The following is a 15,878-nucleotide window of genomic DNA, read 5'->3' as shown; positions in this document are numbered from 1 at the left end:
ATTCCGAACTCAGAAGTGAAACGTATTAGCGGCGATGGTAGTGTGGGGTTTCCCCATGTGAGAGTAGCACACTGCCAAGCTCCCATTCGAAGAAAGGGCTATCCTAACGGATAGCCCTTTTTTATGCCTTATTGAAAGTGAAATTAGCAGGTACGCCGTAGAAAAAACTGAGCGTACTGAAGAGCCTCCTCGCGTGCTCATTCCAAAAAAGAATCATGATTCTGCACCCCGATACTGTATAAGTAACCGAACTCAGAAGTGAAACGTATTAGCGGCAAGAACTGTGAATCGATATCTGAAGAATTATATAATAGACGGTAGATAGCTACAGATGCAGGTTATCTTTCAATTGCTTCCCATGATATCTAAGCTCGATTTAAATACGCCTACAGATCACTACCGAGTTAATTTGAGTGCTATGTCAGTGCACAAAGAATTATAAGAGCGTGTAATTAAAAGCGGTAAGCGTATGAAAGGTTGATGAAGTCCAAACCAGGGTTGTCACTGTTAAACCCGCCGTTTGAAAAATGCATATAGCGAAGTGCTACTTGCTGGCTATTATCGAGTTCGAGCAATAAACCTACTCTATCTTCAAATTGATAATTTGAACCAATGTCCTTACCGGCTACTTTCTCATCATTTATGAAACTAGCGCCTATGCCTGCTTCGACATATAACGGGTAATTATATACCGTACTGATTTGTTTCATAAAAATTGGCGTGATTGATAGTGCGTAACTAGTACTGTGGTTATTATCTTCGCCATACTCCCAATGGTAGGCGCTTAGTTCCCAATATAATTTGATATCTCCGAACCATTGAGAACTGAAATTATGTTCTAGTGGTCTATAAGCCAACCGAATACCGTCTATGTCGTCAAAACCTTTCATTAAGTCGACACTGACTGTTTGTTTAGCCTGAAGCATGCAGGGTAGTAATAAAAATGCAAAAGTAGTTACTTTGAAAATGTTTTTAAGCATGTTTTCTCCTTTAATATATAAGGAGAAAAGCAAAATCATTACCAGAAATAAAAAGTGATAACTTTCATGGCTTTGAGGTAATTTAGAGTGATTATACCTTTTTAGCTATTTTTCTATTATCCTTGGAATAAGTAATTATTACAGAGGCTTCCATAAATCGTCTTTTCCAATGCCTTGCTCTATTCGAAACCTCTCTATAAGCGCTTTAGGTAAACTAATATCGTACTTTTCATAAATGTCAGATACTAAGTTAGGGTTATTCACTAAGAATAGGTTTAGCTCTTTTATAATTTCGGGGTGACGTAAAGTAGATAGTAGAAAAGGGACATCAATAAAGGGAAGGGTAACATCAATGGAGAACGGGCCTAGTTGGGGGTAACTTTGCGTAAAATACTTTCCAACGTGATATTCAAGATCTACAGCATCCACTTCTTCATGTTGAAGTAGTGAAAGTGCGTTATAAGTTTCTTCAATGGGAACTAAAGATACAAGTTTGTCATCTATTCTGCTTTGCCATTTAACTGGCGTAAACCCTTGCGGAATCCCTAATTTCTTAACAAAATTTATCCCCTTTCCAAGATCTGCTGATCTAACAAGTGTTCCAGATAATGTATGAGCAATAGGTTTCGAAAAGGTTTTTTCGGCAGCGGTAGTATCTCCGCTATTCCAGCGTGGGTTATCAGGGTAAATGAAATCTACATTCCCTTTATTTAATTCAATTTGTAACCTTCGAACCGGCATGTCTAAATATACGAACTCATGTCCTGACGCATCGGAAAATGCTTGTAAGATTGCCCATCCCACACCTTTATCAACTTTAGATGTGAAATCATAGTGAGGAAAGTACTCAATATTTTGAGCCCCAATAATATACTGTTCTGCTTGCGCTAAGTTACCGCCGAAAAAAAAGAGAAGGCAGTAGAAAGTCCGTTTTATGTAGCCCACTGATATTACCTTTTTGAATGAATACTATTACTAAACACAAAAGTTAATAGTAGCGTATAAAAGGCTATTGAGGCTGCCAAATGTCTTTATCTTCTATACTAAATTCAGTTTGTATTTGTTGTGTCAGTGCTTCTAATGAAGTCATGCCATAGCGTGCCCTAATCGAATCAATAAGCGTTGGGTTATTATTTATAAAACTGTTTAGCTCCTCAATGACGTCCTGGTGTCTTAAAGCAGAAAGCATAAAAGGGATCTCGTTATGGGGTAGAGTAATATCTAATACGAAAGGGCCGATTTGCGGCGATTGACTAGAATAGTAATTACCCACGTGGTATTCGAAGTCTATGGCGTCTACACGCTCTAGCTGTAGTAACGACAAGCCTGCAAAAGTATCAGATATGGAAACTATCCTAATGAGGTTTTGATCTAACCTCGTTTGCCAATTCACTGGTGTAAAGCCAAGAGGCATAGCAATTCTCTTAATGGAATTGATACCTTTATTTACATTTTTCGGTTTTACAAAAGTACCGGTAACGGCACGGGTAAGTGCAACCGAGAAATATTTTTCTTTGGTTTTAGTGACCTCGTTATACCAGCCAGGGTTATCGGGATATACAAAATCCACATGACCTTTAAGCATTTCCATTTGAAGACGACGAATAGGCATTGTTAGGTACGAAAATTCGTGACCAGATGCTTCTGAAAAGGCTTCGAGTATTGCCCAGCCTACTCCCTTATCAATAGGTGAAGCAAAATCGTAATGTGGGTAATACTCAATGTTTTGTGAGCCTACAATAAATTTTTCAGCAGTTACCGCTGTACTAATCCATATCAGTAAAAGGCAAAACACCCCGTGTTTCATGCCATACTCCTACTAATTTTGATACTAAAATACCTAAGACTGCAAAACGCGTATGTACGCAATTGGACTTAATGAAAGTCTCTGGATGGCATACTGATATCCTCAAGCCATGGTGTTCGGTCTATTAACTTTCCCGCAATAATATGAATAACTCCTTCTTTAGAGCGTTCAATAATACCATCAACTTGCATAAGTTTAGCCTTTAAAAAGGTCTTATGCTGGGCGCGAGAGGTGGCCTGCCATACTATGACGTTAATATTTCCGGTATGGTCTTCTAACGTTAGAAATGTAACCCCAGCGGCACTGCTTGGCGCTTGTCGACCAGTTACGCATCCGAGTACTTTTACAATTGATTTATGGTTTTTTTGCAGCAAAGATTTAGCTGGGGTAATAAAACTTAACTTTCGTTCTCTATGTAAAAGTGCCACAGGGTGGTCGTTAACCGAAAGTCCAATAGAAGCATAATCTTCAATTAAGGTTTCAGCTACGCTTGGAGCAGTTTTAAAAGTGTCCGCGTTATTAGTATTTTCAAAAAGCGGTAAATCGGCTTGTTTATCCATTAACCGCCAGCGAGTTTGATAGCGATTACCTGCAATAGCTCTAAATGCATCAGCACTAGCAAGAGCCTCTAATTCATCAGAACGTATTGCGAGCGTTCGCACGGCCTCTATATTTTTATAACCTGTAGCCGGCTTGTGGCTCACAATGAGGTTAGCACTCTTTTCACTTAAGCCTTTTACAAGCGTTAGCCCAAGTTGTATCTGTTTCTCGCCTTTGTATTCAACAATTAAGTGTTCGTAGTTTGATGCATTCACACAAGGCGCATGAACCGCAACATGATGGCGCTTTGCATCTAGTACCAGCTGAGATGGCGTATAGAAACCCATTGGCCAGCTGTTTAATAAGGCGACATAAAACTCAACAGGGAAATAATATTTTAACCAGCATGATACGTAAGCTAACACGGCGAACGATGCTGAGTGGGACTCTGGAAAACCATAGCCAGCAAAGCCTTTAATTTGTTCGAATAGATTATTTGAAAAAGAGGCTTCGTAGCCTCTCGATACCATGCCTTTTATTAGCTTTTCTTTAAACTCAAAAATTCGACCGTCTTTTTTCCAGCTAGCCATTGCACGACGTAATTGATCTGCTTCACCGCCACTAAAACCAGCCGCTACCATGGCGAGTTTTATCACTTGTTCCTGAAAAATTGGAACGCCCATGGTGCGCGATAGCACTTCTTTTACTTCTTCTGAAGGGTAGGTTATGGCTTCTTTCCCATGCCGTCTTAGAAGATAAGGGTGAACCATATCCCCCTGTATAGGCCCTGGCCTAACAATAGCTATTTGCACCACCAAGTCGTAATAACGGCGAGGCTTTAAACGAGGAAGCATCGACATCTGTGCACGGGATTCAATTTGAAAAACGCCGACGGTATCTGCTTGGCAAATCATATCGTAAACCTGCTTGTCATCGCCTAATTTGGTAATGAAAGGAATATCTACACCGATAGGAAATTGCATATTAAGTAAGTCAAAGGTACGGCGAATGGCGCTGAGCATACCTAAAGCCAATACATCAACTTTAAGTAGCCCTAGGGTCTCAATATCATCTTTGTCCCATTGGATAATTGTACGCTCTGGCATCGCTGCGTTCTCAACAGGTACCAACTCATACAGTGGTCCTGAACTAATAACGAAACCACCAACGTGCTGAGAAAGATGTCGAGGAGTACCGAGAAGTTGCTCGGTGATACTAATTAAATGTTTTACCCTTTCATTTGCCGGGTCGAGGCCTAAATTCGCAAGCTGAGACTGCCAAGGAATGACACTGTCTCGGCGATTAATTTGCTTCATCACAAAGCTTAATTGCGACTCACTGAAGCCCAAGGCTTTACCTGCATCTTTAAACGCTGATTTGAAGCGATAACTGATAACTGTAGAAGCAATGGCGGTTCTTTCCCTGCCATATTTTTCATAGATATATTGGATAACTTCTTCACGACGTTGGTGCTCGAAATCTACGTCGATGTCAGGTGGTTCGTTTCGTTCTTTAGAGATAAAGCGTTCAAAAAGCACATTGATTTGGCGTGGATCAACGGCGGTAATTTCTAAGCAATAACACACAATAGAGTTAGCTGCCGACCCTCTACCTTGATAGAGGATTTTGCGCGCTTTGGCGAATTGAACAATATCGTAAATGGTAAGAAAAAAGTACTCGTACTCTTGTTCACGAATAAGTGAGAGCTCTTTTTCAATAAGCGCCCTAAGCGCATCGGTCAGGCCATCTGGGAAACGCACCTTTATCCCTGCTTCTACGCGCTCTCTTAAATATGAAGTGGGCGATGCACCTTTGGGTATAAGTTCAGAAGGATATTGATAGCGTAGTTCTGCTAACGAAAAAAGGCAGTCTCTCGCGACATCAATAGCATTGAAAATCCACTTTTCAGGGAAAAGCTTTTTTAATTTTGAAACGGTACGCAAGCTACGCTCAGCATTGCTTAGTGCTGCTCGCCCCAATTTACTTACTTGCGTATGCGCTTGGGTGGCATGAAGAACATGTTGAAGTGGAAGGTTATCCGTATGGTGCATAAGCACGCCAGTACAAGCAAGAATAGGAAACTCAAATTTTTCCTGTAGTTGTGTGTAAGTCGCAAATCGGCGATGGTCATAACCATCAAGTAAACGTTGAGCACCTATGTATGTTTTGATATTGGGTAGGCTGGTTAGCCAAGTCGCCCAGTAATTATCTTTTTCTTCCTGCGTACTGGGTATCCAAATAAGCGTGCAGTGACGTATCGTCCGCAAATCCCATTCTGCAAGTTGATACTCACCTTTTTGGCTGCGCCTTCTGGCATTAGTAACTATGCGGCAAAGTTCGGTATATGCCGCTTTATTGGGGCAGAGTAATACAAAAGACAATGCATCATCGAAGCGAAAATAGCTGCCGATAATGAGCTTAATAGGGAGTTTTTGCTGTTTTATTTCAGCATAAGCTCGCACCACGCCCGCTACAGAACATTCATCGGTAATCGCTAACGCTTCGTATCCAAGAAAAGAGGCGGTAGTCACTAACTGTGCAGGAGAAGATGCTCCTGTTAAAAAGCTGTAGTGGCTTTGACAAAAAAGCTCGCTATACATTAGCTGTATACGCCTTGTGTCCACCAACAGGCTTTAGCATCTTTAAAGACTAACAAGCGCACACCGTGACTAGTTTCGGCTATAAAATAATCTTTTTTGCTGGCAGTACCACTCCACCACTGTGTCTGAAGTCGTATAGGGCCAAAGCAAATACGTGTCGCTAGGTTTAAGGGCATAGGCTGTAGAAACAAGAACGCAGGAGCCATATCAGCGGTATAAGCAGGTGTAGTTTCCTCTACTTGATTTACTGTCATGCCTTCAAACGCATGGCTGTTTCCCGCCTTAGGATGAAGCGTACTGTCATCGCCTAATTTGGCTTTTAATTTTCCAATAAGTTGCTTTTGTGCCACGGTGGTAAATCGATGGGAAAATAAATCGTTTCCATCATTTTCAATGGGCTCGAATTGCTGGCAGGTTAGGGATATAGCAACGGCGGGTTCTGGCAGCAGAAGAGTCTCAACTTTAAGTTCAACCAGCGCCAACCAGTCCTTTTGTGTTGCAAAAGGCATAGCCCCATTAACCTCTATTGATAAGGGCTCTTCTTCTCTAAAGTGCACCTGAAAAAGAATAGATGAGGTGAGTAAATTTCGTGCGCGTAAGTAGTGCTCTAACGTAACTAGCAGGGTTTTAATACTCGGCAATAAGTGTTGAGTGTTTTCCACTTCAAACGATAGCGTTTTCGTTTGCTGAAAACTTATCGAAGGCCTGAATAAAACGTATTTGGGAAAGGTTTCCCCCCGCAGGGCGGTTAAATAGCGAATCGTATCGTTTGAGAAGCGCTGTCCAAGTTCATGAATAGGAAGCTTAAGTAGTTGACCTACCTGCCTAACTCCTACCTTGGCAAGTGTGGCAATGGTTTTTGAATCAAGCGAGGTTTGCTCTAGCTTACACCGTGACAATAGCAATGTTATGCTTTCTTTATTATCGGTATAACTGTTTGTTTTATTGTGAGCGAGAAGACGAGCTGCCTCCACCCCCCATGCTGTCGAGAAGTAAAAATGAATACCCGCAGAATGTAGTTCGTTTATAAGTACATGCCATAAAGCGTCAAGGCCACCGTAATACTGCAGTAAATTGTCTAATCGAATAGCAATGGCGTTGTGAGAGTCAATTACAATATCTGATGCGAGTGGGTATATCCGATGTGCAAGAAATAGAAGCGTCTCTTTCTCGGCTTCACGATTAAACGCTAGAATGTGTACGTGAGGGCAGAGCGCAGCGGCTTGTGCAAGCCCTTGGCCGCATTCAACACCTTCTTTAATAGCCTGCGAATTAGCTTGTACTACTTGATTGCCTTGTTCGTGATAAACCACAGCGGGAGTTTCACAGTCGGTAAAGCCACCATCTTTTTTATAGGCATCAAGGGTTAACTGATAACAGTAAAAATAAGCCCATAGCATGATTAAATCACCGAGTGTAATGCTGGCTCGGTTTTCTTATTATTTTGCATGGCTGCTTGAATAGCGTGGTTGTTAGGGGTCCATGAATGAGGGATGACTATATCGGAAACGGGCCATCCATGACGTTGTTTAATGATGTTAACAACCAATTTCGCATCACGAATATGCAGAGTTAAGTCGAGAGTAATAGGAAAAGAAGCCCCTTGGTGATGAGGGGAGGTAAACAGTAAGCAAAGTGTATCGTTATGCGATGCAGCCACTTGCAAACGCCGAGCTGCTTTTGCTTCCATGGTATTATTCCAAAGCAATACACAGTGACAAGCAGCACTTTTTAAGCATTGCTCTGCTGCCCACAAGGCTTCTTGGTCTGTTTTTGGAAGCACAACGATGACTTGTTCTAGGTCTACGCCTAAGTTGCTTAACCAAGGCGCTTGGAGCTGAGCTGGAGGTTTTATAAATACACGCAGTTTGTGCGCCCGATGCGTAGTCAAAACCTGTTTAAAAAGTGTGATTTCCCCAATACCGGTTAATGACGCAATTCTTACTACTCCGGAAGTAGCGATACCACCGTGCAGGGCTTCATCTAAAACACGAGCACCCAGCAAAAATTTGTTTTCGCTTACAGGCTTCTCTCGGGCTCGCCATATATGAGGGTGCTTATCAAAAAGCGCCGCTTTAGAACGAGTTTCATTAATGGGTGATGTAGGAATATTCATAACACTATAATACTGTATATGTGTACAGTATTATAGTGTAGAGGCTTGTCTTTTCAAGATGAGGCGAATAGTTAAATCTGAGAAGACATCTAACTATCTGAAAAAGTTACTCAAATTTTTATGCTGTGCTGGAATCGCTACTGGCAGGGCTTTTTTTAGTGTTACCGCCAACCGAACTAGTAATTAATTGGCAGGCCGCGATAAAGCCATCAGCGCTATTTTTAGACCATGCCATACGAATGGGGCCAGGCATTTCTTTAATCACGTCTCGTACATCGCTTTGCGATACATCGGTGCTGCTTAATGCAGAGTCTAATGCTTCTTCTAGCGTAGCGCCTTTTTCACAGCAAGCCATTACGATACTTGAGAAGTTATGCATAAGCGGCATAAGAGCAGTATGTTGTTGCTGACTTATCAAGCGACTTTTGTAAGCACTTTCAATGCGAGCTGCATACGCTTTTTCTAACGCATCTGTCACTAGCACTAAGTTTCTATAGGCATGATTAACTTTATTGCCATTTTGTTTTGCTGATGAGCGTGTAAGCGTAAGTTCTCGTTGTAGTGTTTGCACACGAAGCGCTAGATAAATCAAAAACAGGACAAGCAGCCCTATGATCCCAAATGCAAATATCATTACATTGCCGCCTTTTGTTCTTCTATGAATTGATTAATTTTTTGCTCTAATATGAATAAAGGTACAGAGCCATTTTCCAATACTGCTCGGTGAAATTTACGTACGTTGAAATGCTGGCCTAGTGCAACCTCAGCTCTTTCACGCAGCGCCTTTATCTTAATTTCACCAATTTTATAGGATAGGGCTTGAGCAGGCCATGATATATATCGGTCAATCTCAGTATTCACATTGTGCTCTGACAAAGCCGTATTGGACATCATAAAATCAATGGCTCTATCTCGGCTCCATCCCATGGTGTGCATGCCGGTATCTACTACAAGACGACACGCGCGCCACATTTCATAGCTTAAGCGGCCGAAATTATCATAGGGGTCTTCATAGATTCCCGCTTCAATTCCTAAGAATTCAGAATACAAACCCCAACCTTCACCAAAGGCCGAAATATAAGTGTTACGACGAACCATGGGTAAGTTTTCTAATTCCGCCGCTAAAGATATTTGTAAATGATGCCCAGGTACTGCTTCGTGCAATGTAAGTGCTGGAAGGGCATAAAGCGGGCGCTTATCTAGTGCATAAGTATTTACCCAATAGTAACCAGGCTGATCGTCACGACTTGGATGAATATAACGACCCGTGGTGTACTTAGGGGCGATACTATCGGGAACCGACGCTACACCATAAGGTGTGCGAGGCAAGTATTCAAATAGCGAAGGTAATTTTGCATCCATTTTTTTTGCAATAAAAGAGGCTTCTTTAAGCAGCTCTTCTGCGCTGGTGGCATAAAATTGTGGGTCTTCACGCAAAAAGGTAATGAATTCATCAATACTGCCATCGAAATTAAGGCTATCTACTACGCTTTGCATTTCAGCGCGAATGCGCTTCACTTCTTTTAAGCCAAGGGTGTGAATGTCTTCGGGGCTTATATCTGTTGTAGTGTAATGCTTAGCGCGATTAGCGTAATAAGCTTTGCCATCAGGCCACTCGTTAGCAGCAATGGCGGCTCGGGCGCCAGGAATATACTCATCAACCATAAAGTCATAAAATGCTTGGTAAGCTGGCATTACGCTGGTGGCGATAGCTTTTTGGCCTTGTTGCTTCAACGCTGCTTGTTGTGAAGTATCAATGTGTTTGGAAAACTGGAGAAATGGCTTGTAGAAGCCGCTCTTAGTTGCATCATCCACAATATAGGCGGCTACAGCGTTTTCAAAGCCTTCTAAAACAACCTTAGGTTGAGTATAACCTTCTTCTAGGCCTTGACGCATATAGACAATTTGCTGTTCAAAGTAGGGTTTAAGTGCATGCAAACGAGATATATATGCTTGGTAATCCTCCACAGTTTTAAACGTGGATAAATTTGGCAATGATGCCATGGCACCATGAAAACCGTATTCGGAGTTTATGGGGATAAGATAAGCGCGGAAGTGATATTGGCTAATATAGTTCTCTAGCCGATATTGCTGCATAAGTAGGGAAATAAACGCTTCATCAGATAGGTTTTCCTTAGAATACGCCTTTAACGCTTTACGATACGCTTGCCATTGTTGATCTTGCGTTGCCAACCCTTCTGGTGAAATATCGGGTAGCTTGTTATTTTGCGAACTATTACCTTGTCTCGACGCGAGAAGCGGAGAAACACTTAGCTCATACTGCCAAATTTCGTCTAACAGAGCATAAAAAGGTTTATCCTCATTGGCATTCGCCATAGAAGAAAAGCTATTCATAGCCAGCGTAAAAAGTAACAAATAACGATACATTAGAGCCTCCGGTAACCTTAAGCCGGATTATCTCGGCGGGTTACTCTTTGTTAGGTGTATAAATTGGGCTAGGGAAAGGCATCACTTTATCAGACTTATTATCTAATTTAGTAATTTTGGCCGTACCTTTTTTACTGACCGCATCAATTCTAAGGATGTTATGCATAGGAATGTAAGTACTGGTAACGTCTGAGAACTCTGATTTGAGCTTTTCATGGCTGGGATCTACCACTATGCCGGTATGGGTATCCCACACAAATTCACCTATTTCTACAAATCCAAATAAGCCACTTTGAGAAAGTGATTTGACGTACACATCGTAGCGCTCGCCATTACTGATGAACTGCACGCGATATAAAGGGTCAGCTTTTGTCATAAAGGGGTCGTTAATTTCATGATGGTTTGAAGAGCGTGAATATTACAATGGTCTATGAATACGGGCAATGGTCGAAAATCCCTTGGCTTAAACGTTACGGAATCGCTTGGGTAAGGTATTATGTAAAGACCTTAAAAATAGTGGAAATACAATGATAAAAAAACTATTACTTGGAAGTGCGATGACGGCGATGGCATTGGCGGCCACTGCGCACAACCATGAAACGACAGAAAATAGCTTTAACCCTGATACTCAGCGTATAAAGTCACACTTATTTTTCTTAGCCGATGACTTACTTGAAGGTCGCGATACGGGTTCTCGAGGGCATGAAATTGCCGCGTTATATATTGCGACAGAATTCGCAAAATACGGTTTGAAGCCAGCGGGTACCGACGGTTACATGCAACAGGTAAGCTTCCGTAAAGCAAACCTATTGCAAGAATCGCCAGAATTTACGCTTAACCGTAATGGCGAAAAAATTGATTTTGCTTATCCCAAAGAATATTTAGCGGGTCCTAGTTTACTTAGTGTAGATGCTAATGTTTCTGGCGAACTTGTGTTTGTTGGCTATGGCATAGTGGCTGACGAATTGTCTCACAACGATTATGAAAATATCGATGTGGAAGGCAAAATTGTGGTTTCCCTAGCCGGTAAACCAAGTGATTTTCCTTCGGAAGAAGGTGCGCATTTTGCTTCAGGGTATCAAAAGCAAAAATACGCCGCTGAGCATGGTGCAATTGGTATGATCACCATCACCACGCCTAAAAACGAAAAAGTTCGGCCTTATCAAAGTCGCTTAAGCTATATTCATACACCGCGCATGGCATGGCTAAACGACGAAGGTCAGCCTGCCAATACCTTCCCACAAATTAAAGGCGGTGCTTATTTAAGTGAAGCTGCGGCAAAAACCTTGTTTGAAGGTGCAGAACGAGAACTTGATGATATTTATGCCGATCTTGAAGCCGATAAAGTCCCCACCGGCTTTGCGTTACCAGGCACAGTTAACTTAAGTAAAAAAAGCACTCACGAAGTAGTAACCAGCCCGAATGTTGTTGGCGTGCTTGAAGGTTCAGATCCTGCGCTTAAAGACGAATACGTTGTTTTTTCGGCGCACTCAGATCACATCGGCTTCGCGAAAACAGTTAAAAAAGACAATATCAACAACGGCGCTATGGATAACGCATCTGGCACGTCGGTAATGCTAGAAACTGCACGCTTATTCAGTGAAATGGACGTAAAACCTAAACGTTCGATATTGTTTGTGTCGGTAACGGGTGAGGAAAAAGGATTATTAGGGGCAGATTATTTTGCTCGCAATCCTACCGTGCCGGTGACGTCAATGGTGGCAAACGTCAATCTTGATATGCCTATTTTAACGTATGAGTTTGCCGACGTAATTGCGTTTGGTGCTAACCATAGTGATTTGAAGGCCTCAGTTGAAACCGCTGCAAGTAACGCCGATATTTCATTAAGCCCAGATCCTTGGCCAGACCAAGCGTTATTTACTCGCTCAGATCACTACGCATTTGTGAAACAAGGCGTACCAGCCGTATTTTTAGTTCCTGGTTTAACATCAAAAGATCCAGAGGTAGATGGTAGTAAAGTGTTTGGTCACTTCTTATCAACGAATTATCACAAACCTAGCGACGATATTAACCAGCCATTTAATTGGAATGCTGCTGAAGCCTTTACCAAAGTAAATGCGCAAATTGGTTGGACCCTAGCTAATCAAGAAGAGAAACCGAAATGGAATGAGGGTGATTTCTTCGGGAATACGTTTAGTAAATAACGTAGCTTTATCTTAAATAAAAAAGCAGCATATCTATGCTGCTTTTTTGTAGGTAACGTAGCGAACTACGTTATGCGATTTGAAAGCCCATTGAGGTTAAACATAACCTGTATCGATGTAACGAGATAGAGTCGTTGTTGATATTCGCTAGAGAAAACATTCTAGCCTTATACCACCATGATGATTGTACGCAAATGAGCGATGTTGCACTTGGAAGATGATATTAGAGAATATTTAAACTTATTTTTTACTAATACAGAACTAGTAAGCTTTTTTTTACTCTAAATCAGGGATTACATGGAATTTTTACGTTTGAGTTATCAATTAGTAAAAAAGTATCTTCTAAATATTTAATGGTATCATTATGTTTCAGCACTTTATATTGACGCGCTTTAATCTTAGGAAAAAAGGTTGGGATGAGACAAAATCTCAATCTAAAGTTTTAACCGATAAGTGGATGGAGAATAGATTAGAGCTGTTTGAACAGTATTGCTATTCTTCGATAAAAGCGCAAACTAAAAAGGATTTTGAATGGTTAGTGTTTTTCGATAAAACGACACCACAACTCTTTCGTGAAAAAATTAGTGAGCTCTCTTCAAATTTTTCCAAATTCATACCTATTTATGCAGATGGAATGGACGATTTTTTACCGTCTATTACCAGAGAAATAAAAAATCGTCTCACAACGCCTTATTTAATTACAACGAGGCTAGATAACGACGACAGTCTTCATCAAGATTTTGTAAAAGAAGTACACAATCAATTCTCTAAGCAAGAGTTTAGAGTTATCGATTTCGTTGACGGATATACGCTACAGGTTTCGCCACGGGTAAGATTTGGTCTGCATTCACATGTTCACAACCCATTTATGAGTTTGATTGAAAAGAGTGAAAACTTTAAAACAATATGGACTCAGGAAAGGCATGGCTATTGGCGCAGTGTAAAAGAAGTTACTCCTTTACGTGGTAAAAGGTTGTGGATGTCAGTTATTCACATTGAAAACAAAGCAAATGAATATAAAGGTTACGGTAACGTAGCAAAGAGTGCTATTGATTCATTTAATTTGCACCCGCAAGCATTAGAAAATTTCAAATCTAATGCTGAAGATCTTCAGTTAAACAGCGCTGGCGCTTTTAAGCATAAGCTAAGAACAAATTGGAAAGTTAACTTCAAGCTATTAGAGAGAAGGTTATTTTCTTAATTAACTATTAAAGACGAAAATAAATAAAATCTAATTTGCTGAAATTATTTAACCCCACACAAATCAAAAAGGCGCTGTATTAAAGCGCCTTTTTCTAATCTGAGATCTGCCTTATACAAACATCTGCTTAAAAGCTGCCCATTGCTCATTGAACTGTTCAGTTGGTTTACGGGTGAAACCACTTCGAATAAACAAGTTAATGCGGCCGTCGGTGTAACAAATAAGCATGTTAGCAATTATCGCTTCATCGGCTGATAGGGTTTTCCCTTCACGCAACTTTCGTTCACGGAGTACTTGTTTAAGCTGGGTTTCAAGACGTTCAAAGAGTTTTGCGATACGAGCGCGAAGTCGGTCTTGCTCTCCCATTAATGCATCACCGTTTAATATACGGGTAATGCCGGGGTTCTTTTCGGCAAAGCCTAAAATGAGGTGAAGAATTAGCTGACAACGAGTCAGCGAGTCTTTCTCTTCGTTAACTATTTTATTAATGCGGGTAAACAAGGTTTCTTCGATGAACTCAATGAGTCCTTCGAACATTCTGGCTTTACTTGGAAAGTGGCGATATAGCGCCGCTTCTGAAACGCCCACTTTTTCAGCTAATTTTGCTGTAGTGATACGTTGACCAGGGTTTGTTTCCAACATTCCCGCTAGGGCTTGCAGAATTTGGGCTCTGCGATTTGTTTTTTTGACAGCAGGCATGATGAGAGTAATTCCTCCGCAACCGGACTTAAGAAGTCCGTTCCATGTTAAGTTGGCTCAGGCCAAATCGTTATGATGAGTTCTTGTTATTATCGACACGCTGAATACTTGTATTAGCGTATATCGTTATTTTTTATTTTTAAATGATGTTCTAAGCTTGGCTATTGAACAATATTCTTACTGTTAAATCGATTCGCAATAAGTAGTAACAATGCTTCAGCTAACTTAGGTTTTGTGGTGGCAGGTAGGTGTTTATCGCCATCGTCCCAAATTACATGTAACGCATTATTATCGCTATTGAAGCCAAGTCCGTCGGCAGTTATGTCGTTTGCCGCAATCATATCAAGCTTTTTGTTTTTCAGCTTTCCACGGGCGTACAACTCCACATCTTGGCTTTCTGCAGCAAATCCAACACAAAAAGGCTTATCAGTTCGCGTTGCAATCGTTGCTAGAATATCAGGGTTTTTAACAAAAGTAAGTGTTAACTCATCACCGATTTTCTTAATTTTATTTTCGGCAACCTGCACTGCTCTATAATCAGCTACCGCAGCCGTAGCTATAAAAATATCGGAATGAGAAACCGCTTGCTCACATGCCACTAACATTTCATCAGCGGTAGTGACATCAATACGCTTACATCCATCAGGGGTAGGCAAGTTTACTGGCCCTGCGATAAGGGTGACGTCGGCGCCTGCTTTAATGGCCATGTCAGCAATAGCAAAACCCATTTTTCCCGAACTATGATTGGAGATGTAGCGGACCGGATCCAGGGGTTCTCGGGTTGGGCCTGCTGTAATTAGGACGTGCTTACCTGACAAGATCTTATCGTTTGGTGCGCTTAGGTTTCGGTTGATGGTAGAAGCTATTTCTACTGGCTCCACCATGCGGCCAGAGCCTACATCACCACAAGCTTGCTCTCCATCAGCTGGACCTATAAATAACGCACCATGCTGCGTTAAGATGCCTAAGTTCACTTGCGTTGCCGTGGCCTTCCACATTTGCTGATTCATTGCAGGGGCAATAAAAGTTTTCGCTTCTGTGGCTAAATATAAAGTGGTGAGCAAATCGTCAGCCAATCCATGAGCCAGCTTAGCCATAATATTGGCTGTAGCGGGGGCGATAAGTAACGCATCAGCCCATTTAGCCAACTCAATGTGACCCATTGCCGCTTCTGCAGCTGGGTCTAGCAAATGTTGGTGTACCGGGTTACCAGATACCGCCTGTAACGAAAGCGGGCTTACAAATTCAGCCGCTGACCCCGTTAATACCACGCGTACATTCGCGCCTAGCGCGGTAAGCTTACGCACTAAATCAGGGGTTTTATAGGCGGCAATCCCACCACTAACACCAAGCAGAACATTTTTATTGGCTAAAGACATATT

The 15,878-nt window shown here is 41.5% G+C and carries 13 protein-coding genes and 1 rRNA gene; 3 read left to right on the top strand and 11 right to left on the bottom strand.

The window, feature by feature from the left end; translation table 11 throughout:
• Nucleotides 1-80, top strand: a 5S ribosomal RNA gene (gene rrf, locus KYS23_RS20995); the annotation flags it as partial.
• A gap of 372 nt (nt 81-452) precedes the next feature.
• Here the strand turns inward: rrf and KYS23_RS19205 are convergent.
• The 9 genes from KYS23_RS19205 to KYS23_RS19165 all read right to left on the bottom strand — a co-directional run bounded on the left by KYS23_RS19205 (nt 453) and on the right by KYS23_RS19165 (nt 10,807).
• Nucleotides 453-980, bottom strand: coding sequence for an acyloxyacyl hydrolase (locus tag KYS23_RS19205; protein ID WP_218398418.1), 528 nt, complete (start codon nt 978-980; stop codon nt 453-455).
• Nucleotides 981-1,118: 138 nt separating this feature from the next.
• The gene (locus KYS23_RS19200) at nt 1,119-1,925 is read right to left on the bottom strand and encodes a type 2 periplasmic-binding domain-containing protein (RefSeq protein ID WP_218398420.1); all 807 of its coding nucleotides are present in this window, start codon (nt 1,923-1,925) and stop codon (nt 1,119-1,121) included.
• A 64-nt stretch (nt 1,926-1,989) separates the two neighbouring features.
• Complete coding sequence (locus KYS23_RS19195; RefSeq protein ID WP_159527884.1) at nt 1,990-2,787, bottom strand: type 2 periplasmic-binding domain-containing protein; 798 nt, start codon at nt 2,785-2,787, stop codon at nt 1,990-1,992.
• A gap of 68 nt (nt 2,788-2,855) precedes the next feature.
• Complete coding sequence (locus tag KYS23_RS19190) at nt 2,856-5,927, bottom strand: error-prone DNA polymerase (RefSeq protein ID WP_218419824.1); 3,072 nt, start codon at nt 5,925-5,927, stop codon at nt 2,856-2,858.
• Nucleotides 5,927-7,327: a Y-family DNA polymerase gene (locus tag KYS23_RS19185; RefSeq protein WP_218419823.1), complete on the bottom strand. Its 1,401-nt coding sequence runs from the start codon at nt 7,325-7,327 to the stop codon at nt 5,927-5,929. Before KYS23_RS19185 ends, KYS23_RS19190 begins: the two co-directional genes overlap by 1 nt.
• Before the next feature lie 2 nt (nt 7,328-7,329).
• On the bottom strand, nt 7,330-8,043 hold the full coding sequence (gene imuA / locus KYS23_RS19180) for a translesion DNA synthesis-associated protein ImuA (protein WP_159527887.1): 714 nt from the start codon (nt 8,041-8,043) through the stop codon (nt 7,330-7,332).
• Between the two features lie 118 nt (nt 8,044-8,161).
• A complete protein-coding gene (locus KYS23_RS19175) occupies nt 8,162-8,677 on the bottom strand; it encodes a hypothetical protein (RefSeq protein WP_159527888.1) in 516 nt (171 codons plus the stop codon).
• Nucleotides 8,677-10,431, bottom strand: coding sequence for a DUF885 domain-containing protein (locus KYS23_RS19170; RefSeq protein ID WP_218419821.1), 1,755 nt, complete (start codon nt 10,429-10,431; stop codon nt 8,677-8,679). The genes KYS23_RS19175 and KYS23_RS19170 overlap by 1 nt, the downstream gene beginning before the upstream one ends.
• Before the next feature lie 40 nt (nt 10,432-10,471).
• Nucleotides 10,472-10,807, bottom strand: coding sequence for a DUF1820 family protein (locus KYS23_RS19165; RefSeq protein WP_218419820.1), 336 nt, complete (start codon nt 10,805-10,807; stop codon nt 10,472-10,474).
• Between the two features lie 151 nt (nt 10,808-10,958).
• On the opposite strand from KYS23_RS19165, the gene KYS23_RS19160 reads away from it, so the two are divergent.
• Nucleotides 10,959-12,596, top strand: a complete 1,638-nt coding sequence (locus KYS23_RS19160) for a M28 family metallopeptidase (RefSeq protein WP_218419816.1) — start codon at nt 10,959-10,961, stop codon at nt 12,594-12,596.
• A 364-nt stretch (nt 12,597-12,960) separates the two neighbouring features.
• Nucleotides 12,961-13,797: a glycosyltransferase gene (locus tag KYS23_RS19155; RefSeq protein WP_218398430.1), complete on the top strand. Its 837-nt coding sequence runs from the start codon at nt 12,961-12,963 to the stop codon at nt 13,795-13,797.
• A 111-nt stretch (nt 13,798-13,908) separates the two neighbouring features.
• Here KYS23_RS19155 and slmA read toward each other — a convergent pair whose 3' ends face one another.
• Entirely contained in the window at nt 13,909-14,496 is a 588-nt protein-coding gene (slmA, locus tag KYS23_RS19150; protein ID WP_013786158.1) for a nucleoid occlusion factor SlmA, read from the bottom strand.
• Between the two features lie 161 nt (nt 14,497-14,657).
• A complete protein-coding gene (gene coaBC, locus KYS23_RS19145) occupies nt 14,658-15,875 on the bottom strand; it encodes a bifunctional phosphopantothenoylcysteine decarboxylase/phosphopantothenate--cysteine ligase CoaBC (RefSeq protein ID WP_159534309.1) in 1,218 nt (405 codons plus the stop codon).
• Nucleotides 15,876-15,878 lie beyond the last annotated feature (3 nt).

The organism is Alteromonas lipotrueae (genome assembly GCF_019249255.1).
Taxonomy (GTDB): domain Bacteria; phylum Pseudomonadota; class Gammaproteobacteria; order Enterobacterales; family Alteromonadaceae; genus Alteromonas; species Alteromonas lipotrueae.
The sequence above is the reverse complement of the archived record's forward strand: the minus strand, read 5'-3'. Positions and strand labels throughout refer to the sequence as shown.